Raw genomic sequence first — 25,224 nt, forward strand, 5'->3', positions numbered from 1 at the left:
TATGGAACAGTAGCCAGATGGACATATGAAGTTGGCAAATTTTTAGATAAGCATTTACAGGAAAAATGGAAAAAATTAGCTAATAGGATAGATATGGATGAAATATCAATAGATGAGATGAGAACGTATATAAACAAAAATACAGAAGAAAATTCAGTATGGATATGGACAGCTTGTGTTAAGAAAGGTAATGAAAAATATTATTTATATGAAATTGGAGATAGGGAAGAAAAAACTTTTTTAAAATCTATTGGCTAAATTACCATTGGCAAAAGAATATCATACAGACGGATACCGTATATATAAATCTTGGTTAAATAGGAAACAGCATAAGATAAGTAAATTCGGGAAGACAAACAGGAATGAAGGGTTGCATTCAAGATTAAGAGATAGATTAAAAAGACTACAAAGGAAAACAAAAGAGTATAGTAAAAACATTAATGCATTGAGATATGCATTAGCTATTGTTTTTAGCCTTACTAATATTCCAACTGATTTTAGCCACCTTTAGATAGGACTACCAACTTTTGGTAGTTAGTTAAAGAGTAGATAATAAATTCCATCTAACAAAAACTAAAGCTAAAGCTCTATATAAAGCTCTAATAGATTTAGCATAAGCTTTTGTTTTTCTTTTTAGCATAGCAAGTTTATCTCTTAAAAAGGAATGCAATCCTTCATTCCAATTTGTATATCCGTATTTCTTTACCTTCCTATTATCCAAATTTCCATAAACTTTATATGCGTCTGTATGTATATCTTTAGCTATAGGTATTTGATAGTAAAGTTTCCAAAATGTTTCTTCATCTCGTTTTCCCAATTCAAAAAATTTAAAATCTTTATCAAAAACTGCTGTCCATATCCATATCTCATTTTCCTTCTTACCTACATAAGTCCACATTTCATCTAATCCTGCTTTTTTAAATACTTTGTTCTGAAAGACTTTTTTCCTTCCTTCTATTTTTTTTTATTGCTTTTTCTCCAGCCGCCCGTATCCAACTACGAACTGTTTCATAAGGAACTTCTAAAGACCGACTTATTACTGCTATTGGAACACCATCTGTGTATAGTCTTATTGCTGTTTTTTTTAGATTATCGGGATAATGCTTTCTTTCTGGGTTCTCTACAAAAATTCTTCCACATTCTTTACATAAATATCTTTGTTTTCCTTGATTTGATTTCCCATTCTTTACTATTTTTTCCGAATTACAATATACGCACCTCATATTATATATTTTACACTAATCAACTCTTAAACTGAATACCCAACTTTTAGTTTCTCATTAATTCTCTCAGCCAGATATACTTATCTACAGCTTCAGTTCCTTGGCCTACTACATTCATCCATCCAAGGAAATCAGGTATCCAGTCAAAAACTATATAAGCTACCGTAAATAAGATATAGCCAATCCAAAACATCATCCACCATGTAGGAACAGCATCTGTTACATAAGTAATTTTATCAACTGCTCTTGTATTTTCTAAATGTCCTGCCATTTTTAATAGTTCTTATTTCAAAAAATTTTTAAAATCTATTATACTCATAGGTTTTGATAAATAAAAGCCCTGTGCATAATCTATATCCAAAATATTTAATACTGACAAAATTTCTTTATTTTCTACAAATTCTGCAACGGTTTTTATACCAAAATCTTTTGAAATTTCTGAGATTGCTTTAACAATAGCTACTGAGCGTTTGTTATTTAAAATATCTTTTATCAAAGAACCATCTATTTTTAAAATATTTATATCCAAATTTAAAAGATATCTAAATGAAGCATATCCGGCTCCAAAATCATCAAGGGCAGAAAATATCCCTTTTTCTTCTAACTTTTTTATAAATTCAGATAAAATTCCAAAATATTCGACAAAAGAGCTTTCTGTAATTTCAATTACCGGTGTTATATTGTATTCTTTTTTCATTGTGTGGTAAATATCTATCTCTTTTTTTATAAATCCTGCTTTTTTTTCGGATTTTATCGTTTTATTTATAAAGATAAATTTATCCTCTAAAATTTTTAAATTGTCTTCATCTATTATTTTTTCAATTATTATATGCTCAAGCTGGTCAATATATCCAAAGTTATTTGCTACATCTATGAATTTATAAGCCGGTATAAATTCATTTCCATCTTTAATTCTAAGAAGTATCTCTCCACCGATAAATTTTTTAGATTTTATATCAAAAATTGGCTGGATAAATGGATATACATTTTTTGAAATTATAGCTTTATTTAATAAAACTTTTGCTTCCTCTATTCTTCTAAATCTATCGTGAAGCTCTTTGTTAAATACAATAAAAATTCCTTTTCCTTTTTGTTTTGCTTCATATAAAGCTTCTTCTGCTCTAAGGATTAAATTTTTTGCATCTAAAGCATCATTTGGATAAATAGAAATTCCTATGGATGCAGTAGTTTTAAGATGATTTTTACCTAAATTTAAAGAAAAATTTTCTATTTTTTGTAGTAAAATTTCTGCTGTTTTTATAATTTCTTCATTTTTTACATCATAAATGGCTATACAAAATTCATCTCCTCCGGTTCTTCCTAAGATAGAATTAGACCTGTCTATGTTCTCTAAAATATTAATTGCAATCTCTTTTAAAAATATATCACCTATTTCATGCCCATAAACATCATTTATATATTTAAAATTATCTAAATCAAGTGTCATTACAAATATTTTTTTATCTTTGTTTTCTGATTTTGCTTTTTCTATTAACTTTCCAAGTTCTCTCAAAAATCCCTCTTTTGATAAAAGCCCTGTTAAATAATCTATATATTTAATTGTTTCTACTTCTTGTTTTAAAGAAGAGAAGCTTTTAGCCATATAATCATATCTGGAAGTTATCTCTTTTAATAAATTTTTTAATATTTTCTGGTTAATATTATCCATATCTTACTCTCCAATAGCTACAATTAAGGATGTTTCGTTATATAGCATACCTGCTTTTCCAAATCTATCATGCCCAATTTCGCCGGATGTTAAAAATCCAACAATATCTATGGTAGGAAAATATTTTTTTAAAATTTTTTGTTCTTCCTGTTCTTTTCCTTCTTTTTTTAATAAATAAATTCTTGCCAAGCAGGAAAAATTAAGCATTATATATATTTTTTTATTTTTTATCTCATCTTGAAAATGTTTGATTATTCTTTCAAAACTATTTAAAATATCTTCTGAATCTGCTATTGCAATTCTTATTTCGCTACCCTCTTCTATATTTCCATAAAATATTAATGCATTTTCTTCTTTATTATATTTAAAAGCAGTTCTATTAACAGAAACATATCCATATTCCTTATTTAATATAAGAAAAGGGAAGTTCCATAAAGTTTGAGCTGTTGTAAGTGGATCTAAATTTTCAAGATTAATTCCGGTTCCTTGTAGTAATTTTTCTAAAAAATAATCTATTTTCATTCCTTCTATTTCATAAACTTTATTATCTTTTGCTTTTGTTATTTTATAAGGAAGTCCAACCGGTATAAATCCAAGTGATATATTTGAATATATTTTTAAATTTTTCAAGGTTAAGACAACAAATCCATCTTCAATAAATTTTCCGTTATAGATAATTCTTGTTCTAAACTCTTTATCTCTTGAAGAAGCAATACCACCCCATAAATTTCCTTCTTCCGAAAAACCATGCAAGCTATCCAACACCTTATTTATTGAAACCGGAGATACATTTGCAAAAATAAGGTTTACATTCTCTCTATTGTTTAAATAATAATTTTTTAAATTATCTGCTGTTTTTTCTATATTTTCAGTTATATCTTCTTGTAAAAAGATATTATAATTTTCTCCATAATATCCAAAACCGGAAATGCCATCATAAAATAGATTTTCATTAAACATAACTCCGATAGCAGAAATTGCTATATAATCACCACCATAATACTGCCTGATACATTTATCAAAATCTTCATCAAGAAATTCATAAGGAACAAAAATAACTAATAATTTTGCATCCGGAAATATAGTTTTATTTAGCTTTAGTAAGCATTCTTTCTTATCTATCTTATCAAATCCAAAAGACTTAAATAGCATAGCATCCCTCTTGAAGTTGTTATATATTATTATACATATTTTTCTGGAGGTTTAAAATGAAGACTTTAAATCTTAATTATATATATGATAAGGTTTTAAATAAAGAAAGAATATCCGAAGAAGAAGCTTTATATATTTTTGAAAATAGCGATGTTATTACCTTAGGTAAAATTGCAAATTATATTAGAAAGCAGAAACATCCTTCAAATATTGTAACTTTTGTTGTTGATAGAAATATTAATTACACAAATATATGTGTTGCCGGTTGTAAATTTTGTGCTTTTCAAAGAAAGAAAAAAGATAAAGATGCTTATGTTCTGGAATATGATGAGATATTTAGAAAAATACAGGAGCTTATAGATTGGGGAGGAACAACTTTATTAATGCAGGGAGGATTAAATCCGGATTTGAGACTTGATTTTTATATAGATTTAATATCATCTATAAAGGAAAAATTTCCGAATATTCAGATACATTCTTTATCTGCAACCGAAATTAATTATATAGCCAAACTTGAAAATATGAGTATAAAAGATGTTTTGGTTAAATTAAAAGAAGCAGGTTTGGATAGTTTACCCGGTGGAGGAGCAGAAATTTTATCAGACGAAGTTAGGGTTTTAATTTCTTCTAATAAAACAAATACAAAAACTTGGCTTGAAGTTCATAAAACCGCCCATGAGCTTGGTATGAAAAGCACTGCTACAATGATGTTTGGACATATAGAGAAACCAAAACATATAATAGAACATCTATCCAATATAAGAAATCTTCAAGATGAAACCGGCGGATTTACTGCTTTTATTCCTTGGACTTTCCAAAAGGGAAATACAATGCTTGATTATCTTGAACCGGCAACATCCACATATTATTTAAAAGTTTTATCTTTAAGCAGAATATTTCTTGACAATTTTGATAATATTCAGGCTTCACATGTAACCCAAACTATGAAAATAGGTCAGGTAGCCCTTCATTTTGGAGCAAATGACCTTGGAAGTACTATGATAGAGGAAAATGTGGTAGCTTCTACCGGATTTAAGGTATCTTATCCAAAACCGGAAAAAATGGCAAAATATATAAAAGAAGCCGGATTTATACCTGCCCAAAGAGATACATATTACAAAATTTTAAAAATCTGGGAATAAATAACAAATATTACAGAAGCAAAAATAAGAGAATCTATTCTGTCAAGAATACCACCGTGTCCCGGTATTATGTTTGAAGAATCTTTAACTTCAAACTGTCTTTTTATAAAACTTTCAAATAAATCCCCAATCTGTAAAAAGATAGCAGATAAAAAAATAGGAATAGAAAGATATAAAACATCAAATTTTAAATAATATGCAAAGATTAAACCAAATATAACAGAAGCCACAAAACTACCAATTGCTCCTTCAACCGTCTTCTTAGGAGATATTACCGGAGATAATTTTCTTTTTCCGAAATTCTTCCCTATAATATAAGCAAAAATATCTCCAAACCATACAACAGCAAATAAAACAAAAATAAGATTTTTATCAATTTCTATCAAAATTCCTACGGAAGATATAAAAAAAGTGGTATATATCAAACCGAAAAAAGAAAAAACTAAGTAATTAATATCATAATATTTTTTTCCTACCCAAAAAGAGTATAAAGTTATCAAAAATAAAGCTAAATAAAAACTGACAAAAAGAATAGATAAAGAAGCTAAAAAAGAAGTTATTAAAGAAAAAGGATTAGATATATTGCTGAATTTTTTTTCAAAAATATTATTAATTTCCCAAGTTGCCAATACAGATAAAACAGCAATAAATAATTTAATGATATAAACCGGAAGATATATAATACCACCGATAACTATGCCGGCAAGGATAATTGCAGAGATAGTTCTTATCACAAACTCTTTCATTCTATCACTTTTCCAAATCTTCTTTCTCTACTTTGATAATCATATAAAGCCTTTAAAAATTCTTCTTCATCAAAATCAGGCCATAATGTTTCAGTAAAATAAAGCTCTGTGTAAGCAAGTTGCCATAACATAAAGTTAGATATTCTTTTTTCTCCACTTGTTCTAATAAGTAAATCCGGCTCAGGGATATCCGGCAAATATAGATAATTCTTAAAATCTTCTTCTGTTATCTCTTTTTTCTCTTTTAATATTTTATTAACAGCATCTATAATTTCTGCCCTACCACTATAATTAAATGCTATAATCAAAGTTAAATCTTTACCATTTTTTGTTTTAGTTTCTGCTTCTTCCATAGCTAATTTTATATAATCAGCAACATCTCTTCTTCCCATAAACAGAAGTTTTATATTGTTTTCTATCAAAAAAGGAATTTCTTTATTTATATATTCAACGAATAAAGACATTATAGCTTCTACTTCTTCTTTCGGTCTTTGCCAATTTTCAGTAGAAAAAGCAAAAAGAGTCAGATATTTTATTCCTACTTTCTTAGAGAATTTAACTGCTTTTTCTACTGCATTGATACCTTCTCTATGTCCGAAAACCCTTGGTAATCCTCTTTTTTTAGCCCATCTGCCATTGCCATCCATTATGATGGCAACATGGCTTGGGATTTTATATAAATTCATTGTAAAGTCCCTAATTTTTTAGTAGCAAGTCCTGCTTCTTCCGTATTAGGGAACATTTGTATTACTTTATTTAGATATTCTTTGCCTTTTTCTTTATCGCCTATATTTATATAAGCATATCCAAGTTTTAATAATGCTCCAGGATATTTATTACATTTTTTTATTTCGCCTTTATCACATTTATCTATTAAAGCCTGAAATAATTTTATAGAATCCTCATATTTACCTTCTGCAAAAAATGTTTGGGCAGACCAGAATATAGCATTTCCGTATAAATCCGAATCAGGATATTTTTTTAAAAATTCATAAAAATACTGTCTTGCACCGGTCAAATCTCCTTTAAAATATAAATCCAATGCATATTGATATAACTCTTTTTCCCCTTCCGGAATTTTAACTTTTTCTGCTCCTTCTTTTGGAAGTTCTTCAGGTTTTGGTAATTTTTCCTTAGTTTCTACTTGCTCTTGTTTCTTTGAAGATTTTAATTTTTCTATCTCAATACTATTTTCTGAAACTTTTTGAGATAATTTATCTACCCTTGTGGTTAATGTTTCAATAGCTTCTCTATTATTCTTTGTTTCAGTTTTTAAAGAAGCTATATCTTCCTTCATCTGAATAATATCCCTTTGTAATGCTACCATCTGGTCTTGATTTGCACAGGAAAATGCAAAAACCGATATTAAAGCCAAAAATCCTACCTTTTTCATCTTTTCCTACCTCCTATTAAAAATAAAAATATAATAACACCGGAAGAAATACCTAAGGATAATATAGTTATTTCGGCAAAAAATAAAAAAGAGTTATTTAATTTTAACAAAAATCTATCTAATAAAAATGCAATAAAAGGTAAAGCCATTAAGGTTGTCATTAATGTAATAACAAATAAAGGATTTTCTAATTTCCCTTTCATGATTTTTATCCTCAATTTTTGCGAAATGATAAAATATTTTATAATAAATTTTTTGTGGAGGTTTTTAGATGTTTAATGTTGCAATTCTTGGAGCTACCGGTGCAGTTGGACAAACAATGATAAAAGTTTTGGAAGAAAGGAACTTTCCGATTGATAATATAAAATTTTTGGCTTCTGAAAGGTCTGCCGGTAAAGAGATTGAATATTATGGTATGAAATATAAAGTAGAGCCGGTATCGGAAGAAGCTTTTGAAGGAATAGATATAGCATTATTTTCTGCCGGTGGAGAAAGAAGCAAGAAATGGGCTCCTGTGGCTGTATCCAAAGGTGCAATAGTTATTGATAATAGTTCTGCTTTTAGAATGGAAAATGATGTTCCTCTTGTAGTTCCGGAAGTTAATCCGGAAGATGTTAAATGGCACAAAGGAATAATAGCCAATCCAAACTGCTCTACTATTCAGATGGTTGTAGCTTTATATCCTATACACCAAAGAAAGAAAATAAAAAGAATTTTCGTATCTACATATCAAGCTGTTTCAGGAGCAGGTGCGACAGCAATAGAAGATTTAGAAATGGAAACAAAAGCAAGATTTGAAGGAAAATATTACTATCCAAAAGCTTTACCAACCCATATAGCTTTTAATGTAATACCAAGAATAGATAATTTTGAGCCAAATGGTTATACAAAAGAAGAGATGAAAATGATAAATGAAACAAGAAAAATAATGCATGCTCCTGATATTAAAGTATCTCCAACCTGTGTAAGAGTGCCGGTTTATATTGGTCATAGTGAAACTGTGGTTATAGAAACGGAAGAACCTATAACTGTAGAAGAAGCAAGAGAGATTTTATCAAAAGCTCCCGGTGTAATTCTTGAAGATGACCCTTTTAATAATGTTTATCCAACACCAATAGAAGTAGCTGGAAAAGATGATGTTTTTGTCGGTAGAATTAGAAAAGATACTGCTTTTGATAATGGTCTTTCTATGTGGATAGTTGCAGATAATCTTAGAAAAGGTGCTGCAACAAATGCTGTTCAGATTGCAGAATTACTTATAAAATACCAATTAATTAAAAAATAATAAAAACGGGCGAATATTCGCCCGCTTAATAAATTAATCTTCAATAAATGGTTTCAAATATTTTGCTCTATGTGGATGTCTTAATTTTCTTAAAGCTTTTGCTTCTATCTGTCTTATTCTTTCTCTTGTAACACCAAAATGTTTTCCAACTTGCTCCAGAGTATATTCTGTATCATCTTCAAGACCAAATCTATATCTTAAAACTTGCTCTTCTCTTTCTGATAAAGTGGATAATACCTCATCAAGCTGAGCTTTCAATGCTTGTTTTAAAACATATTCTTCAGGAGATAAAACCGATTTATCTGCTATAAAATCTCCAAGTTGTGATTCTTCATCATCACTTACCGGTGTTTCAAGGGAGATAGGCTCCTGTGATGTTCTTAATATCTTTCTTACCTTATCTGCCGGCATACCAACTTTTTTAGCTATCTCTTCCGGAGTAGGTTCTCTTCCAAGTTCCTGAACCATAGACCTTGCAACTCTGAGTAGTTTATTGATTGTTTCTATCATATGAACCGGTATTCTTATTGTTCTTGCTTGGTCTGCTATTGCTCTTGTTATAGCCTGTCTTATCCACCATGTAGCATAAGTTGAAAATTTATAACCTTTTTTATAATCAAATTTATCAACGGCTTTCATTAATCCTATATTTCCTTCTTGAATTAAATCTAAAAACTGTAAGCCTCTGTTTGTGTATTTTTTAGCTATAGAAACAACAAGTCTTAAATTAGCCTGAACTATAATCTGCTTTATTCTATTAACTTCTTGTCTTCCTTCTTGAATTATATTAATTACATGGTCAAATTCAGAAGGAATTGTTCCAATTTTTTCTTTTAAAGATTCTATCTCTTCTTTTAATCTAACTGTTTCTGTTCTCAAAATTTCATATCTTGGTATAGAAAATCCACTTCTTTCTATTTTCTTGAGTAAAGTTTCATCTTTATGATAATCAGGAGATAATAATTTTTCTATATCTGTATCTATTTTTTCTATTCTTTTAATTCTTTTTTCAAACTCTTTCTCGCTTTTTCTTAATTTAAGATATAACTCTTTTAATTCATCAGCAATTTTATCAAGTCTTGTAAATTTTATGTTAAGTGTTTTGATGAATCTATTTAGTTTTGCATGCTGGATAAGGAACTGTTTTTTTGTTTCTATATCATTATTTTCTACAACTTTCTTTTCAAGCTCTTTCAAATCTCTGTATAATTTTGCAAGCTCTAATCCTTTTTTTATAAAATCTGCAGAAAATTTATCTATCTGATTTTCACCTTCGTTATCTTCATCCTGATATTCTTCCAATTCCATATTTACTATTTCATAAGCTTTTAATTTTCCTTCTGCAACTTTTGCCCAATCATCTAATAATCTTTCAGTTAAGAAAGATGTTCTTAGTAATCCTCTAAATACTTTTTTTCTGCCCCTTTCCATATCTTTAGATAATCTGATTTCTTCATCTCTTGTTAAAAGAGGGATTTTACCCATTTCTCTTAGATATAATTTTACAGGGTCATCTGCTTTTGCCCATACATCATCATCAAACTCAACACCAAGATATTCTTCTAAATCAATATTTTCTTCTGATATTGGCTTTTTGTCTTCTACCACATCAATATTTAATTCATTTAAATACTCAATAAGATAATCTAAATGATGGTCTGAATGGAGAATATCTTCATCAATAACCTCATTAATTTCCGAGTAAGTAACATAACCTTTTTCTTTTGCAATGTTAATCAACCTTCTGACATCATCTCTTTCATAAAGGGCTGCCATTTATATTACCTCCTATTTTTAAGTTCGTTTAATTTAGATTTTTTTATCAGTAATAAATCTGTTGGGTTTGTTTCCGGATTAAATGCAAGAAGTCCAAGTTCTTTTTCTTTCCAATCTGCTTGAAGTTTTTTTACAATCTGATTTATAGATTCTTCTGTTGGCTCTTCTTCAAAATTTAAGATAATTTGCTCTTCTTCTTCTCCCAATTTATCTTCCTTAATCTGTTCTATAAAATATCTAAAAAGTTGTGAAACTAACATTTTATCAAAAAAATCATATTTTTTCAATAATGTTTTATCTTTTATTATGGCTTTCAGTAATAATCTTTCATTATAATTTAGATTTAATTTATTTTTATCTTTTTCTTCCGGTTTTTCTTTCTTTATATTAGCTCTTAATTTTTGCAATCTTGTATAAAATATATCTTTTGTTGTTCCAATGGCTTTGGCAAGTAATTCTAAATAAGTGTCTAATTTAGATATATTTTCTACATTTGCCAAAAGTTCTAAATAAATATTTATTATATCTTCTCTTTTTTTTCTTGTATTAATATCTTGTAAATCTTTTAAAGATAATAAATTATCTATTAAAACATCAAAAATATCTTTTGCCTCATCTAATAAGGATTTTACAAATCTGTATCCTTTTGTTGATAAATCTGCAGGGTCTTTTCCTTCCGGTATTTTTAAATATTTTATTTCTAAATCTTTTTTAAGTAATTCTTTTGATGCAGAAATAACGGCTTTTTTCCCTGCATTATCATTATCAAACATAAGTATTACCGAATTTGCAAACTTAGAGATAAGATTTGCATGTTCTTTTGTAAAGGCTGTGCCAAGGGTAGCAACTACATTTTTTATTCCAATCTGCCACAAAGATAATAAATCAATATATCCTTCTACAATAATAACTTCATTTTTTTCCCTGATATAATCCCTTGCTTCATAAAAGCCATATAATACTTCACTTTTTCTATATATTACTGTTTCCGGTGAGTTTATATATTTTGCTGTATTACTATCTTTTATTATCCTGCCACCAAATGCTACTATATTGCCTTTTTGGTCTTTAATGGGAAAAATAATTCTTCCACTAAATCTATCCTTTTTGTTGTTATTTAAAATTCCAATTTGAGTAAGCTCTTCATCGGTTATATTGTTTTCTTTTGCATATTTTAACAGAAGATTATTATCTTCCGGAGAATATCCAAGTTCAAAATGTTCTATAACTGAAGGGGAGAGATTTCTATCAAAAAGATAATTTTTTGCTTCTTTATTATGTTTTAACTGTTCTTTATAAAATTCTGTTATTTTTTTTGTAACTGAATATAATCCTTTGAAATTACTTTCTTTGCCGGTATATTTTATCGGAATACCATATTTATTTGCTAACTTTACTACTGCATCAATGTATGATAAACCTTCATATTCCATAACAAATTTAATAGCATCTCCGGCTTTTCCGCAGCCAAAACATTTGAATATATTTTTATCCGGTGATACCATAAAAGAAGGTGTTTTTTCATTATGAAAAGGACAAAGGGCAGTATAAGACGAACCAACTCTTTTTAAAGTTATATAATCGGATATAACATCATAAACATTAGCTCTTTTTTGGACTTCTTCAATAACAGAAGGGTCTATTCCCATTTTATCTCCGTTTTAATTTAAACAAAGATAAAATTTATAAAATTTTTTCAAAATTTCAAGTTTAAAATAACCTGCAAAATCCCTATAAAAAATCCAATAACACCACCAAGATAAGTTATGTATTTAAGCTGTTTTTGAGAAAATCCAAGAACAATATTTTCCAAAGTTTCTAAATCTATTTCCATAAGAGTTTCTTTTACCATTTTTTCAATTTCTAACCTTTGGATAACTTTTATCAATTTTTCTTCTAAATTTTTTTCAATATCTTCTTTATACTCTTTATCAACTAAATTTATTATTTTTTCTTTTAGCTTTGGTTTATATTTATCAAAAATTTTTTCTATATTGGATTTTCCAATAAATGAAAATTTATCTTCTATATAATGTTGAATATCATTTATCAGTTTATCAACCAAATTGTGTAATAAATCTTCCATTAAGATTTCTTGAAATTTAGCATCTTTAAATAATTTATTTAATTTTTCCGGTGTAATTAGATGTGTATATATTGTTTTTGCTATTGCTGTTGATATCTCTTCTCTTTGTTTTGGTATCAATCCGGGGGTAAATGGTATTTTAATATTAAAAATCCTTTTTTCTTCAAAAGGTCTAAAAAGCATTTTAATTGCAAGCCAGTTTGTGATATATCCAATAAAAGCTCCTATCAAGGGTGGAAGAATATAATCTATCATTTTGTTATTTTAAGAAAACCTTTAATATCATGTTCTCTCATATAATCTCTTGCATCTTTTTCAGATTTAAACTTTCCTACTAAAACTTTATATAAACCACCTTCATTGATAACAAATGCATTTTTTAAATTTTGTTCTTTTATAACCGACTTTGCTTTTTCTTCTGTAGAAAAAGCTCCTATTTGAATAGAATAGATAATATTTTCTTGTTGTGGTTTTTCTTCCATTTTTGGTTGCTGTTTATTTTCTGATTCTTTTTTAACTATTTTCTCTTCTTCTTTTTGTTTATTTTCAGTCTGTTTTGCTTTTTCTTGCTCTTTTTGGTTGGATTTAGCTTCTGTTTGTTTTATTTCTTTCTGCTTTTCTTTTTCTACTATTTTTTCTTGCTCTTTTAAAGTAGGTTTAGTTTCTTTTTCTTGTTCTTTTTGATTAGGTTTTTCTTCTGCCTGTTTTGTTTCTTTTTGCTTTTCTAATTTATTTTCCTGATTTTGTTCTATATTGGGTTGTTCTGATGTAATTTGGTTTTGTGGTTGTATTTGATTATTTTCTTCTATTTGTTTAGGTGGTTGAGGTGATGAAGGTAATTTATTTATATTTGTAACTTGCGGTTCTGATACTTCTTTATTTGAAAGAAAATATAAGCCTGCACCGGCAAATAACATAAAAGCCAACAAACCGGAGAGAAATATTATCAATCTTTCCATTTTTTCTTTCTTTTTTCTTTGTTCTGCTCTTTTTAAAACTTCTCTGAACTCATTATGGTTCATCACATTCTCTCCACCGGTGTTATACCCATAAGTTTAAATAATAATCTTAATGCATTTCTAACAGCTTTAAGTAAAAATAATCTTGCCTTTAATAAATCTTCGTCATTTTCTACTAAAAATTTATATCCGTAATAATATTTATGCAATTTTGAAGCTATTTCATAAGTTAATTGGGTTATTTTGTGAGGTTGTTCTTTTTCTGCTATCTCTTTTAGTTGTTCCGGTAATACTGCCAAACTTTTCATTATGCTTTTCTCTATATCTTCTTTAAGTAAATTTAAATCTGCTGAAAAATCTTGTTCTGCATCAAATCCAAATCTATCTTTTGCTTCTCTAAATACGCTACATATTCTTGCATGGGCATACTGGACATAGAATACCGGATTTTCATTACTTTTTTGAAGGGCAACATCTATATCAAAATTAAGGTGGGTATTACTATCTTTTGTTAAAAAGAAATAAATAACTGCATCTTTTCCTACTTCATCAACTAATTCTCTTAAAGTTATAAATTCACCGGCTCTTTTGGACATTTTAATTTCTTCACCATTTTTGAATAACTTAACCAACTGAATAAATAAAACCCTAATCCAGTTTTCCGGTGCTCCAAAAGCCATAACTGCTGCTTTTAATCTCGGAAAATATCCGTGATGGTCTGCTCCCCATATATTTACAATAAAATCATAATTTCTTCTGAATTTATCATAATGATAAGCTATATCTCCCATAAAATATGTATATTCACCATCTGATTTTCTTAAAACTCTATCTTTATCATCTCCATAAATTGTTGTTTTAAGCCATAATGCTCCATCTTTTTCATAAACAAGATTTTTCTCTTTTAGAAAATTCAGAGCTTCCTCTACTTTACCATGTTCATAAAGATATTTTTCACTATACCATATATCAAACTCTACTCCTATCAATTTTAAATCTTCTTTTATTTTATCTAATAAATAAATTTTTGCATAATTACTACAAAATTCTATTGCTTCATCTTCATCTAAAAATGATAATATTTTTTCCCTTTCATAATGGTATAACTCTTTTGCTATATCTTTTATATATTCTCCATGGTAACCGTCTTCCGGAAATGGATAATCCGGTTCTTCTATCTGTCTAAATCTTGCATATACAGATTCTCCAAGCTTTCTAATCTGCCTTCCTGCATCATTTATATAAAACTCTCTTTCTACAATATATCCTGCATATTCATAAAGATTTGAAAGAACATTACCTACAACTGCACCTCTTCCGTGTCCAAGATGTAGAGGACCGGTAGGATTTGCACTAACAAATTCAATATTTATTTTTCCTTTTTTATTTTTTTCTTTTCCAAATTCTTCTTTTTCTTGATTTATCTGTTTTAATATATTATGGTAATACTTATCAGATAAAAATATATTGATAAATCCACCACCGGCTACCTGAATTTCTTTAAAGATATCTTCTTTTTGTAATATTTCTTTTATTTGATTTGCTATTTCTACCGGTTTTTTACCTAAGGATTTAGAAAGTAAAAAAGCTATATTTAAAGAAAAATCACCAAATTTTTCTTCTTTTGGTGTTTCTATCTTTACTTTTTCTCTAATTTTATTAATTTCCGGTATATCTTTTTCAATCTTTTCTAAAACAAAATTAAGTATATCTTCTCTCAATATTTCCTCCTTTTTTAGTATTTTCTGCAGATAATAAATATAATACCTAATAAATAAATAAAAATCACTATTAGATTAAGTATATCAAATTTTGTTAAGATTAATGGAAGATATATAACCAATCCGGTTAGTAAAGCTGTAGAAGAACAATTTTTTATATTTTTATTTTTAAGGAAAGGGATAAATAATAATAAACCTAAAATAGCTATATGGTTAAGATTGCCATACTCATTAAGATTATATAAATACAGAAGATAAAAAATGGAATTCAGTATTAAACTTAGAATAAAAACAAAAATTAAATCTTTATAAAAAACCATACAAATATTATATAATAAAAAGGAGAGGCATTTTACCTCTCCTATAAGATTTAAAGAGCTACTACGTTTTGTGCTCTTGGTCCTTTTTCGTCCTGAACTATTTCAAATTCTACTTTTTGTCCTTCTTCAAGATTTCTAAAACCTTTTGCTTGGATTGCAGAATAATGAACAAATATATCTTGTCCGTTATCATCTCTTGTAATAAATCCAAAACCTTTTTTTGAGTCAAACCATTTAACTGTTCCTGTAATACGCACTTCTGAAACCTCCTACAATCTTACTACATTTTGTGCTTTTGGACCTTTTTGGTCTTTAGCAATTTCAAACTCAACTTTTTGCCCTTCTTCTAATGTTTTAAAACCATTAGATTGAATAGCTGAAAAATGAACAAAAACATCTCCTTGGCCATCATCTCTTGTGATGAAACCATAGCCTTTTTTTGAATCAAACCACTTAACTGTACCAGTGATACGCATGTGTCTAAAACCTCCAATAAAATATTAAAATTAACCTCTCTAAAAGAAGAGGTTTAAAGAAATACCTACTTTGATTTAGGTTTTGAGATGGGACTTTTTGATACTCCCCTTACTTCTTTAAACATCTTCTTTTTGTTATTTAAATAGTATGTTTCCATTTTTGTAAAAAGTCAATATTTAATTGCACTAAATAAGTGCAAAATTTCGTTATATATTTATTGTCAAATCAAATCCTTTAAATATCTGTAAAAGGGTATTTGGAGAGATATAAAGGGTGTAATAGTCCTCCCTGTGAATTACTGAGTTATATCAGCAATTCCAAATCCCTGATGTGTGTGGAATAATTTAGGGGGTACTATATGAAATACCTTCTCTAAAAGTAAAGGTAGGATTTATAACTCCTATATCTAATCCATTTTGTGATGGATGTTCAAAATTAAGACTTACAGCAGAAGGAAAGATTAAACTCTGTCTTAGAACCGATGAAGAGATACATGCGAAAGATATTATCAGAAAAGGCACAGATGAAGAACTTGATAACTTTATTCAACATCTCTTAATACAAAAAGAAATATCTAATCAAAATATACAAAAATCAAACTATGCCTTTTCTGATTGTGTCAGGGTTATGACAAGTATCGGTGGTTAATATTTAGGAACCGTAGGGTCTATATAATCAGACCAAGCATAAATACCGCCTTCTACGTTTTTAACCCTTGTAAAACCATTTTCCAGAAGCCATAATGTAGCTTGTAAGCTTCTATTTCCGGTTCTACAGAAAACATATATATCTTTATCTTTCGGTAAGCTATTTATAACTCTTGGCAAGCTCATAAGTGGAACGAGCATAGCTTCTTTTTCTTTTATTCTGGAAAAATTGTATTCCTGTGGTTCTCTTACATCTAATAATATAAAATCTTCTCCTTTATCAATCTTTTCTTTTAGCTCCTGCACTGAAATATGTATTTTCTTATAAGTTTCTTTATCTAAGAACAACTTTCATACCTCCAAATTATAAAATCATTAATATATTAGCATATTTTGATATTATTATTTATGAAATATATCAGAAAGCATTGCTTAGATTAATTTTTTTCCGGATATTGATTTTCTCTATATTTCTAGAATCGTATAAATTATTTATAATATTTCAATAAACTTAAATCTTTATTTTGATTATATGAGGCAATTAAAGCCTGGTAAGCTGTTTGTACTTGATATAACTTCGTGATAGACTCAGGCATATCTGCATCTTCAAGATTAGATATTAGCTCATTATTGTTTACTTTATTACTTTGATATTGGGTTTTAATATCATTAATTACTTTCATTTGGGAGCCTATAACAGACCTATATTGCATAACCGTATTTAATCCTATATCAAATAAATCAAGGATTTTTATGTTATTATATGTTTTTCCATTTACTGTTACATTACTAAATGTATAACTATTTAACTCTCCTAAGCTGTGAGTTGGTGGAGAAGCAGAAGCACCATCTATAATCTCAATGATTTTATCAATAGCTTCAACGATAGCCATTTTATTTCCGTTTGCAGTATCTACTCCAAAATATTTTGAGCCATCAAAAGTTGTGTTTAACTCTGTACCTTTGGCAACCGGTGCAGTTGTTTCTATATTATCTCCTTGATATACACCATTACTGTCAAATGGGTCTGTTTGAGATTTTACACCGCCAAATAATCTTGTATCTCCGATGGATATATTAGCTTCTTTTATTATATAATCTCTCATTGAAGTAAGATATTCTTTTATTATATTTGCATCTTCTTTATCTAAAACTCCTGTATTTAATAATCTAACTATCTCAACTCTTACTTCCTGTCCTGCTTTTACAACATTATCAAGGGCTGATTCTGCAAGGCTTTGAATATTGGAAACAAAATCCATATTTCTAAGAAAGCTATCAATCTCTGCATTATACTTTTTTAATCTAAGTGCAGAGACAGAAGCTATAACATCATTAGATGGAACAAGAACCTTTTTTCCGGAAGCTATCTGTTTATTATACTTTTCAAGCTCTTCCTGTCTAATTCTATCATATTTAACATATGTATCAATCTTCATTATATCTGCTATTCTCATAGCTTTTTACCTTATTTTAAATTTTGTTAATATTATTATCGTAAATATTTTAAAATTTTTTAGTGAAGAAATCTATTCGGTAATAATCTCTCTATAGACCCTTTTTGATATTCCACACATTATTTCATAAGGAATTGTATTTGTCAAATTTGCTATATCTGTGAATGTTATTTTTTGATTTCCGGCAGAGCCTATTATTATTGCTTCATCGCCTATAACTGCATCAATATCGGTAATATCAATAATACTCATATCCATAGTTATATTTCCTATAATTTTTGCTTTATTGTTATTGATAATAACTTCTCCTTTATTGGATAATGCTCTTGGCAATCCATCTGCATATCCAAAAGATATAACTGCTATTTTCATATCTTTATCTGCTTTAAAAGTATGACAGTAGGATATTCCTTCTCCTTTTTTTATATCTTTTATAGATATTATTTTTGCTTTTACCTGCATGACTTGATTTAGTTCTACCGGATAATCTTTTATAGGTTTTTCTCCATACATAGCAAGCCCTATTCTTATAAGATTACAAAAATCACAATTATATATTATGCCGGCAGAGTTTTGAATATGTATATATTTTAAGTTTTTTGCTTTTAACTGATTTATTATTTCCTGGAAAATTTTTATCTGATTTTCTGTAAATTCTTTATCTATATCTGCTGATGGAAAATGGGACATTACACCTTCTATATTTATACAGTTATCAAATATTAATTTATTTATTTTCTCAATATCTTCTTTATAAAAGCCAAGTCTATGCATCCCTGTATCAAATTTTAGATGTATATTCCTATTTTTTAGAGATTTTACCTGCTCAAGCTGATAAAAATTAGAAATTACAGGAACTAAATTAAAATTATTAAATATATCAATCTCTTCTTTAAGTATTCCTCCAAGCACAATTATCGGTTTTTTTATATTTGCTTCCCTTAATTCTTTTCCTTCTTCTGCTGTTGCTACCGCTAAATATTTTACAAAATCTATTTTATCTAAAAATCTTCCTATATTTACGGCTCCGTGCCCGTAAGCATCTGCTTTTATAACGGCTATTATTTCTTTCTTTGCATAATTATAAATATTCGTTATATTTTTCTTTAAATTTTCTAAATTTATCTCTGCTATACTCCTATGCAAAAACATTTCCTATAATTTTCCGCCTTGGGCTAATCTTATTCTTCTTGCAAGTTCTCTGATGGCTTCTATTTCAGACATTCCCTGTTCCATAAGTTCTCTAACTGTTTGAGCTTTTGCAAGAGTGTTTATTACTTCTAAAACTTCCCCTGATACTTGACCATCACAAACTTGAATATGCCCTTCCTTTTGTTCTATAGCCATTGTTATGCAGTTTTCAAGTTGCTCCGGTGTAAATTTTCTTGCAAGCTCTTTTATCTCATTGATATTCATTTTACTTACCTCCATTATAGTTTTAGTTTTCCTTTAAAATCTTTTGCCATTTCACGTTTTAAATCTTTTTCTTTAATTGCTTCTCTTTTTTCGTATTTTACTTTACCTTTTGCAAGGGCTATTTCTACTTTTGCTTTACCATTTTTAAAATATATCTGGGTAGGTATGATTGTTAAGCCTTTTTCCTGAACTTTTCCCATAAGTTTTAATATCTCTCTTTTATGCAGTAATAACTTTCTTGGTCTTGTTGGGTCGTGTCCAAGTTTTGCTGCCGGTTTATAAGGCCCTATATAACAATTATATAAATAAGCTTCTCCGCCTTCTATCCTTACAAAACTATCTTTTAGATTGCAATTTCCTTCCCTTAAAGATTTAACTTCTGAACCGGTAAGCACTATACCGGCTTCATATTTCTCCAATATATTATAATTATGAAAAGCCGATTTATTTGTTGCTACTACTTTTACCGCCATCTAATTCCTCATTCTTCTTTATTTTCTCTAATATCTACACTTAATTTGTGTGCATATAATCCTTCTGCTTTCGCTATGTTGGAAGCATATTTTGCAACCCTTTCAAATCCTGTTTTAGATACATATATAATAGAACTTCTTTTTATAAAATCATAAACTCCAAGGGCTGAAGAAAATCTTGCTGCTCTTCCTGTAGGTAAAACATGATTAGGTCCGAGTATATAATCTCCAAGCGGTTCTGTGCTATACTCACCTAAGAAAATTGCTCCGGCATGTTTTATTTTGTCCAATAAATCCCAAGGATTTTTTGTAATTATTTCAAGATGTTCCGGTGCTATATAATTTGCAAGTTCAGATGCTTCATCTATCGTATCAACTATAAATGCATGCCCATAGTTATCAAGGGATTTCCTTGCTATATCTTCCCTTTCAAAATCTTTTAAAAATTCATTATATAAAATATCCCTAACTTTTATAGCTAAATCTTCGGATGTGGTTATAAGAATAGATGCTGCAAGCTCATCATGTTCTGCCTGGGATAATAAATCTGCAGCAATCCATCTTGGATTTGCAGTTTCATCTGCTATAACAAGAATCTCTGATGGCCCCGCTATCATATCTATATCAACAACACCATAAAGATTTTTCTTTGCAAGGGCAACATATATATTTCCGGGTCCTACTATTTTATCAACTTTTTTGACTGTTTCTGTTCCATAAGCCATTGCTGCTATTGCCTGAGCACCACCTATCCTATATACTGTTTCTATTCCACATAAAAATGCTGCTGCAAGGGTATATTTATTAGATGAAGGTGTGCACATTACTATTTCTTTTACTCCTGCAACTTTTGCAGGTATGGCATTCATTATAACACTTGAAGGATAAGCTGCTTTTCCTCCCGGAACATAAAGTCCTGCAATCTCAATAGGTATAACCTTTTGACCGAGAATAATACCTTCTTCTTCCAAGAAAAAAGATTTTTCAATCTGAGCTTCATGAAATCTTTTAATTCTTTCTACAGCTACCTCAAAAGACCATCTTATATCATTTTCTATTTCATCATAAGCTTTTTCAAGCTCTTCAAAAGGTATTATAATTTGCTCCGGGGTGATTTTTTGTTTATCAAATTTTTCTGTAAACTCTATTAAAGCCTTATCTTTTTCTTCTTTTACCTTTTTTATAATCTCTTTTACGATAGGTTCATACTGCTCTACTTCTATATCACTTCTTTTTATCAGATTTTCCACTTCTTTATTATTAAGTAAAAATTTACCTTTTAAATTTATTATTTTCATAACTTTAACTCCACTATCTTAAAATATATGTAAAAATTTTAGCATAAAAAGAGTTATTGCATTCTTGATTTTCTTAACTTATCATTTATATATGATAAATTTAAAAATGGAGGCTAAAAATGGAAGTTATCTTAATATTTCTAATTATATTCATCGTATTTTTAATTATCAATGGTGTAAAAGTAGTTCCTCAAAAGGAAGCATGGGTTGTAGAAAGATTTGGTAAATATAATAGAACCTTAGAAGCCGGTCTTAATTTTATTATTCCTTTTATTGATTATGTTAGGGCTAAGGTTTCTTTAAAAGAGCAGGTAATAGAGATTCCACCTCAAGAAGTTATTACAAAAGATAATGTGCTGGTTAGCATAGATACAGTTTGCTATTTTACTATAATTGACCCTGTCGCTGCTACTTACAATATAGAAAGATTAGTTTATGCTATTATTCAAACAGTCCAAACAAATCTAAGAGATATTGTAGGTTCTATGGAACTTGATGAGATATTGTCTTCAAGAGAAAAGATAAATGCAAAAATAAAAGAAAGCTTACAAGGTGCTTCTAAAAGCTGGGGAGTATTGATAAATAGGGTTGAAGTAAAAGAGATAAAACCACCTAAGAATATAGCCGATGCAATGAGCATGTTAATAGAAGCAGATAGAAAGAAAAGAGCTATGATATTAGAAGCAGAAGGAAAAAGAAGGTCTCAAGAGCTTGAAGCAGAAGGATTTAAACTCGCCAAGATGCAAGAAGCAGAAGCAATAGAAAGAATAGGACAGGCTCAGGCAAATGCTGTCAGAAGTGTAAGAGAAGCTGTAAATGACCCACAACTTGCAGGTTTATTACTACTTGGAGATAATTATATAAAAGCATTGGAAGAACTTTCAAAAAGTAATAACTCTAAGATTATAGTTTTACCTGCTTCTGTTGAAGGTTTACTTAATTTAATTGGAAAAGATAAAAGAGAATAAAGATGGAAAAATATCAATTATTTATAGTTTTGGGAATACTGCTTATTATAATAGATAGTTTTATTTTGTCTTTTTTCCTTATACCTATCGGCGTTGGATTTATAACAGGAGGCATATTTTATTATTTTTATCCTGAAATATTTGGATTTTTCATAGGTTTTTTAATAGGGGTAATACCGGCTACATATTTTAGCATAAAATACTCTAAGAAATTAAAAAATAAAGTAAGTGATATTAGGGAACTGATAGGAAAAGAAGGTTATGTAGTTCGGCAGATAGATGAATTTACCTACCTTGTAAGATTTCCTATGGGAGTAGGAGGAGAGGAGCTCTGGAATGGATATTCTGAAGAAAAATTAAATTTTGGAGATAAGGTAAAAGTTATAAAAATTGAAGGTAATAAAATTATTGTTAAAAAAGAAAAGACAGATTGATTTTTTGTAAAAAAATCTAAAATTTATAATAAAGAAAAATAGGAGGTAAGCAAAATGCGTAAATTAGCTATTATATCCTTATCAATTTTTTCAATAGCAGTAGCAAAAGAAGTTAAATTGGAAACACCCCCAGAAAACGTAGGCAAATATTATCCGCCTAAATCAGAAAAATTTGAATTTTTGAACACAATGTATGCAATGTCAACTGCCTTTACCGGCTTAATGACAAATGTGCAAGAAAAAGATTGGAAAAATGCAGAAAAATGGGTAAAAATACTGGAAGAAAATTACATTAAAGTAGGAAAGCTTGTTCCTGAATTTGATAAAGGATTAAGAAAAAATGAGATGACAGCCCTTGTTAATGCAGTAAAAAATAAAGATATGCAAGGTATACAGGAAAATGCTCAAGCTGTTGGTAAAAGCTGTTCCCAATGTCATCAAAAATATATGCTTACTACCAAAATAATATACCATTATCCTTCTTGGAAAATGATAAATATAGATGACCCTATTACAAGAACAGCTTTGGAAACAGAAGATTATATGAAAAAAATGACTGATTCTATGAAAAAATTGAGAGTTTATTTAGATGATAATAAACAAGAAAAAGCAGTTTTGGAAGCAAATAATTTTGCCAAAAGATTAAAAGCTTTATCCCAAAGCTGTTCTGAATGTCATACAAATAAGTTATCAGAGCAGATATATTTTGGCAAAGATATGGATGAAAAATTAAATGCATTAATAAATGCAGTCAAATCCAATAATAAGCAAGAAGTAAACAAAAATTTAAATTGGATATCTGTAAATAACTGCTCAAAATGTCACAATACACACCAAACAACTGCTATAATGAAAGATATACTAACTAAACCATAATATTTTTGATAAAATGTTTTATAGCTAATAATGATTATACAAATATGAAAGGAGAGAAGATGAAAGAAAGTAAAATTTTAATATTTAAAGGGCATCCGGAGAGGTTTCCTACACAAGTAGGAGATACAGTAGATTTTGATAATGTAGAAACTTATATGGAAATTCCTTTTGAGTTTTATTTAGATATGCCGGAGGAAGAAAAAGCTTTTGTTCAAGGATTTAATTATTATATAGATGAAAACTTAAAAGATGCAAGAAGGGAGCTTGCGAAAGCAGCATCAAAAATACCAGAAGCAAAATATATGCTTGCTCTTGTTAATTATTTACTGGGGAAAAAAACAGAAGCAAAAATTCTCCTGACAAATTTTAGCAGTGATTGGAAAAGATTTATTCAAACATGGAGAATTCCTATTCTTGTTGTTCCATTCCAATCCTCAGATAAAAATTTATATATATCAATAGATGAAAAAGGATTAAATGCCTTAAATTATTTATTAGAAGGTAAAACAGCTGAAGAAATAGCTTTTATTCTCGGTTTATAGGAGGAGAAAATGTATAAAGAAATTTTAGTTGGATATGATGGTTCACAAGCAAGTCAAAAAGCTCTTGAAAGGGCTATAGAGATTGCAAAACTTTCTGGAGCAAATCTTCATATCGTTGGTGTTATCAGACCTTTTGAATTTGGAGCAGTTGATATTTATACTATTGAGGAAATAGAAGCTTATGAAAAAGAAGAAATATCAAAAGAAGAAAAATATCTAAAAAATGCTGCAGAATTAGCCAAACAAAACGGATTAGAGCCAAAATTAAAGGTTTTAGAAGGAGAACCGGCAGAAGAGCTTATGAGTTATGCAGATGAAAATGGATGTGATTTAATAGTAGTAGGAAGAAGAGGGGTTGGTGGATTTAAAAGATTGCTTCTTGGAAGCACTGCAAGTAGTTTAGTAAAATATGCAAACCAATCTGTATTGGTTGTAGTTTAATGGATAATATAATAAATGTTATATTTATGCTACCAGCTCTTTTGGTAGCAGTTATTTTTCATGAAGTAGCCCATGGTTATATAGCATATAAATTTGGAGATAATACTGCAAAGTTAGAAGGAAGATTAACTATTAATCCTATCCCACATATTGACCCTCTTGGTTCTATAATACTTCCTGTTTTACTACTTGCAGCAGGCTCTCCGTTTTTATTTGGTTGGGCTAAACCGGTTCCTATAAATCCATTCAATTTTAAAAAAATAGATATAAGAAAAGGAATGGCAATAACAGCTTTAGCCGGTCCAATTACTAACTTTACATTAGCTGTAATTTTTGCATTTTTATTAAAAAGTTTTAAAAATCAAGAGTTTATAGCATCATTAATTTCTATCTTTGGAACCGGCATTATTGAGTCAATAGTATTACCGATATTAATATTCCTTAAATATGCAGTAATGGTAAATCTTATTTTATTTATATTTAATATTCTTCCAATTCCTCCATTAGATGGTGGTAGAGTTATAATGAGTTTGGTATCTCCTGAACTTGAAAGAAAATTAGAACCATTAGAACAATATGGTTTTTTTATAATTATTTTACTTTTATTTCTTGGTATCATAAATAAAATAATTTTTCCAATATATGAATTTTTTATGAATATTCTCATATAAAAAATTTGAAATTTAACTTAATATGGCTTATACTATTATCAAATTCTTAAAA

33 protein-coding genes and 1 pseudogene are annotated in these 25,224 nt (G+C 28.7%); 11 read left to right on the forward strand and 23 right to left on the reverse strand.

Features of this window, described 5'->3' with window-relative positions:
* Positions 1–258 (forward strand): hypothetical protein (locus QOR43_RS04455; RefSeq protein WP_283571432.1); only part of this gene is annotated, 258 nt, incomplete at its 5' end.
* Between the two features lie 7 nt (positions 259–265).
* Positions 266–511, forward strand: coding sequence for an IS1 family transposase (locus QOR43_RS08605; RefSeq protein ID WP_425609132.1), 246 nt, complete (start codon positions 266–268; stop codon positions 509–511).
* Between the two features lie 27 nt (positions 512–538).
* Here QOR43_RS08605 and QOR43_RS04460 read toward each other — a convergent pair whose 3' ends face one another.
* From QOR43_RS04460 to QOR43_RS04480, 6 genes and pseudogenes are all read right to left on the reverse strand, one after another.
* Positions 539–958: an IS1 family transposase gene (locus tag QOR43_RS04460; protein WP_265135099.1), complete on the reverse strand. Its 420-nt coding sequence runs from the start codon at positions 956–958 to the stop codon at positions 539–541.
* Entirely contained in the window at positions 918–1,130 is a 213-nt protein-coding gene (locus QOR43_RS04465; protein WP_425609133.1) for a transposase, read from the reverse strand. Before QOR43_RS04465 ends, QOR43_RS04460 begins: the two co-directional genes overlap by 41 nt.
* A pseudogene (locus QOR43_RS08610) lies at positions 1,106–1,223 on the reverse strand (IS1/IS1595 family N-terminal zinc-binding domain-containing protein); the annotation flags it as partial. The pseudogene QOR43_RS08610 and the gene QOR43_RS04465, both read right to left, overlap by 25 nt.
* Positions 1,224–1,269: 46 nt before the next feature.
* The gene (locus QOR43_RS04470) at positions 1,270–1,494 is read right to left on the reverse strand and encodes a cytochrome C oxidase subunit III (protein WP_265134445.1); all 225 of its coding nucleotides are present in this window, start codon (positions 1,492–1,494) and stop codon (positions 1,270–1,272) included.
* A gap of 12 nt (positions 1,495–1,506) precedes the next feature.
* A complete protein-coding gene (locus QOR43_RS04475; RefSeq protein ID WP_265134444.1) occupies positions 1,507–2,892 on the reverse strand; it encodes a bifunctional diguanylate cyclase/phosphodiesterase in 1,386 nt (461 codons plus the stop codon).
* 3 nt (positions 2,893–2,895) lie between these two features.
* A complete protein-coding gene (locus QOR43_RS04480; protein WP_265134443.1) occupies positions 2,896–4,044 on the reverse strand; it encodes an FIST signal transduction protein in 1,149 nt (382 codons plus the stop codon).
* 56 nt (positions 4,045–4,100) lie between these two features.
* On the opposite strand from QOR43_RS04480, the gene mqnC reads away from it, so the two are divergent.
* Positions 4,101–5,186, forward strand: coding sequence for a cyclic dehypoxanthinyl futalosine synthase (gene mqnC, locus QOR43_RS04485; RefSeq protein WP_265134442.1), 1,086 nt, complete (start codon positions 4,101–4,103; stop codon positions 5,184–5,186).
* On the opposite strand, the gene QOR43_RS04490 is transcribed toward mqnC, so the two are convergent.
* From QOR43_RS04490 to QOR43_RS04505, 4 genes are read right to left on the reverse strand one after another with little or no spacing between them, the layout of a single operon-like run.
* Positions 5,159–5,932, reverse strand: coding sequence for a phosphatidate cytidylyltransferase (locus QOR43_RS04490; protein ID WP_265134441.1), 774 nt, complete (start codon positions 5,930–5,932; stop codon positions 5,159–5,161). The genes mqnC and QOR43_RS04490 overlap by 28 nt on opposite strands.
* Complete coding sequence (gene uppS / locus QOR43_RS04495) at positions 5,929–6,618, reverse strand: undecaprenyl pyrophosphate synthase (protein ID WP_265134440.1); 690 nt, start codon at positions 6,616–6,618, stop codon at positions 5,929–5,931. The genes QOR43_RS04490 and uppS overlap by 4 nt, the downstream gene beginning before the upstream one ends.
* Positions 6,615–7,325 (reverse strand): tol-pal system protein YbgF, encoded by a 711-nt coding sequence (gene ybgF, locus QOR43_RS04500; RefSeq protein ID WP_265134439.1) that lies wholly within the window; start codon positions 7,323–7,325, stop codon positions 6,615–6,617. The genes uppS and ybgF overlap by 4 nt, the downstream gene beginning before the upstream one ends.
* Positions 7,322–7,528, reverse strand: coding sequence for a hypothetical protein (locus tag QOR43_RS04505; RefSeq protein WP_265134438.1), 207 nt, complete (start codon positions 7,526–7,528; stop codon positions 7,322–7,324). Before QOR43_RS04505 ends, ybgF begins: the two co-directional genes overlap by 4 nt.
* Positions 7,529–7,596: 68 nt before the next feature.
* On the opposite strand from QOR43_RS04505, the gene QOR43_RS04510 reads away from it, so the two are divergent.
* On the forward strand, positions 7,597–8,610 hold the full coding sequence (locus tag QOR43_RS04510) for an aspartate-semialdehyde dehydrogenase (protein ID WP_265134437.1): 1,014 nt from the start codon (positions 7,597–7,599) through the stop codon (positions 8,608–8,610).
* Between the two features lie 33 nt (positions 8,611–8,643).
* Here QOR43_RS04510 and rpoD read toward each other — a convergent pair whose 3' ends face one another.
* The 7 genes from rpoD to QOR43_RS04545 form a co-directional block, all read right to left on the reverse strand.
* On the reverse strand, positions 8,644–10,386 hold the full coding sequence (gene rpoD / locus QOR43_RS04515; protein WP_265134436.1) for an RNA polymerase sigma factor RpoD: 1,743 nt from the start codon (positions 10,384–10,386) through the stop codon (positions 8,644–8,646).
* 5 nt (positions 10,387–10,391) lie between these two features.
* Positions 10,392–12,035 carry a DNA primase gene (dnaG, locus tag QOR43_RS04520; protein ID WP_265134435.1) on the reverse strand — a complete coding sequence of 548 codons (1,644 nt, stop codon included), beginning with the start codon at positions 12,033–12,035 and terminating at the stop codon, positions 10,392–10,394.
* 47 nt (positions 12,036–12,082) lie between these two features.
* Positions 12,083–12,727 (reverse strand): DUF445 domain-containing protein, encoded by a 645-nt coding sequence (locus QOR43_RS04525; RefSeq protein ID WP_265134434.1) that lies wholly within the window; start codon positions 12,725–12,727, stop codon positions 12,083–12,085.
* Entirely contained in the window at positions 12,724–13,494 is a 771-nt protein-coding gene (locus QOR43_RS04530) for an SPOR domain-containing protein (protein ID WP_265134433.1), read from the reverse strand. The genes QOR43_RS04525 and QOR43_RS04530 overlap by 4 nt, the downstream gene beginning before the upstream one ends.
* A complete protein-coding gene (gene argS / locus QOR43_RS04535; RefSeq protein WP_265134432.1) occupies positions 13,494–15,152 on the reverse strand; it encodes an arginine--tRNA ligase in 1,659 nt (552 codons plus the stop codon). Before argS ends, QOR43_RS04530 begins: the two co-directional genes overlap by 1 nt.
* Before the next feature lie 370 nt (positions 15,153–15,522).
* Positions 15,523–15,729 carry a cold-shock protein gene (locus QOR43_RS04540; protein ID WP_265134430.1) on the reverse strand — a complete coding sequence of 69 codons (207 nt, stop codon included), beginning with the start codon at positions 15,727–15,729 and terminating at the stop codon, positions 15,523–15,525.
* Between the two features lie 12 nt (positions 15,730–15,741).
* Positions 15,742–15,948 (reverse strand): cold-shock protein, encoded by a 207-nt coding sequence (locus QOR43_RS04545; protein ID WP_265134429.1) that lies wholly within the window; start codon positions 15,946–15,948, stop codon positions 15,742–15,744.
* A gap of 364 nt (positions 15,949–16,312) precedes the next feature.
* Between QOR43_RS04545 and QOR43_RS04550 the strand changes: the two genes are divergently transcribed.
* A complete protein-coding gene (locus tag QOR43_RS04550) occupies positions 16,313–16,597 on the forward strand; it encodes a GTP 3',8-cyclase MoaA family protein (protein WP_265134448.1) in 285 nt (94 codons plus the stop codon).
* On the opposite strand, the gene QOR43_RS04555 is transcribed toward QOR43_RS04550, so the two are convergent.
* The 6 genes from QOR43_RS04555 to hisD all read right to left on the reverse strand — a co-directional run bounded on the left by QOR43_RS04555 (position 16,594) and on the right by hisD (position 21,240).
* Positions 16,594–16,944, reverse strand: a complete 351-nt coding sequence (locus QOR43_RS04555) for a rhodanese-like domain-containing protein (RefSeq protein WP_265134428.1) — start codon at positions 16,942–16,944, stop codon at positions 16,594–16,596. The genes QOR43_RS04550 and QOR43_RS04555 overlap by 4 nt on opposite strands.
* Positions 16,945–17,084: 140 nt before the next feature.
* Complete coding sequence (locus QOR43_RS04560; RefSeq protein WP_283571433.1) at positions 17,085–18,053, reverse strand: flagellin N-terminal helical domain-containing protein; 969 nt, start codon at positions 18,051–18,053, stop codon at positions 17,085–17,087.
* A gap of 72 nt (positions 18,054–18,125) precedes the next feature.
* On the reverse strand, positions 18,126–19,205 hold the full coding sequence (gene alr / locus QOR43_RS04565) for an alanine racemase (protein ID WP_265134426.1): 1,080 nt from the start codon (positions 19,203–19,205) through the stop codon (positions 18,126–18,128).
* Between the two features lie 3 nt (positions 19,206–19,208).
* Positions 19,209–19,469 carry a DUF6952 family protein gene (locus QOR43_RS04570; RefSeq protein WP_265134425.1) on the reverse strand — a complete coding sequence of 87 codons (261 nt, stop codon included), beginning with the start codon at positions 19,467–19,469 and terminating at the stop codon, positions 19,209–19,211.
* Positions 19,470–19,483: 14 nt separating this feature from the next.
* Positions 19,484–19,942, reverse strand: a complete 459-nt coding sequence (gene smpB / locus QOR43_RS04575) for an SsrA-binding protein SmpB (RefSeq protein WP_265134424.1) — start codon at positions 19,940–19,942, stop codon at positions 19,484–19,486.
* A gap of 8 nt (positions 19,943–19,950) precedes the next feature.
* Positions 19,951–21,240, reverse strand: a complete 1,290-nt coding sequence (gene hisD / locus QOR43_RS04580) for a histidinol dehydrogenase (protein WP_265134423.1) — start codon at positions 21,238–21,240, stop codon at positions 19,951–19,953.
* Between the two features lie 119 nt (positions 21,241–21,359).
* Here hisD and QOR43_RS04585 point away from each other — a divergent pair, with 119 nt between their 5' ends.
* Genes QOR43_RS04585 through QOR43_RS04610 form a run of 6 tightly spaced genes read left to right on the forward strand, consistent with a single transcriptional unit; the run spans position 21,360 to position 25,172 of the window.
* Positions 21,360–22,208 (forward strand): SPFH domain-containing protein, encoded by an 849-nt coding sequence (locus QOR43_RS04585; protein ID WP_265134422.1) that lies wholly within the window; start codon positions 21,360–21,362, stop codon positions 22,206–22,208.
* Positions 22,209–22,210: 2 nt separating this feature from the next.
* Complete coding sequence (locus QOR43_RS04590; protein WP_265134421.1) at positions 22,211–22,642, forward strand: NfeD family protein; 432 nt, start codon at positions 22,211–22,213, stop codon at positions 22,640–22,642.
* A gap of 54 nt (positions 22,643–22,696) precedes the next feature.
* Entirely contained in the window at positions 22,697–23,518 is an 822-nt protein-coding gene (locus QOR43_RS04595) for a cytochrome c (protein WP_265134420.1), read from the forward strand.
* A gap of 59 nt (positions 23,519–23,577) precedes the next feature.
* Positions 23,578–24,060, forward strand: a complete 483-nt coding sequence (locus QOR43_RS04600; protein WP_283571434.1) for a hypothetical protein — start codon at positions 23,578–23,580, stop codon at positions 24,058–24,060.
* A gap of 9 nt (positions 24,061–24,069) precedes the next feature.
* Positions 24,070–24,501 carry a universal stress protein gene (locus QOR43_RS04605; protein ID WP_265134418.1) on the forward strand — a complete coding sequence of 144 codons (432 nt, stop codon included), beginning with the start codon at positions 24,070–24,072 and terminating at the stop codon, positions 24,499–24,501.
* Positions 24,501–25,172, forward strand: a complete 672-nt coding sequence (locus QOR43_RS04610; protein ID WP_265134417.1) for a site-2 protease family protein — start codon at positions 24,501–24,503, stop codon at positions 25,170–25,172. The genes QOR43_RS04605 and QOR43_RS04610 overlap by 1 nt, the downstream gene beginning before the upstream one ends.
* Positions 25,173–25,224: the final 52 nt, after the last annotated feature.

The organism is Venenivibrio stagnispumantis (assembly GCF_900182795.1).
Classification (GTDB): domain Bacteria; phylum Aquificota; class Aquificia; order Aquificales; family Hydrogenothermaceae; genus Venenivibrio; species Venenivibrio stagnispumantis.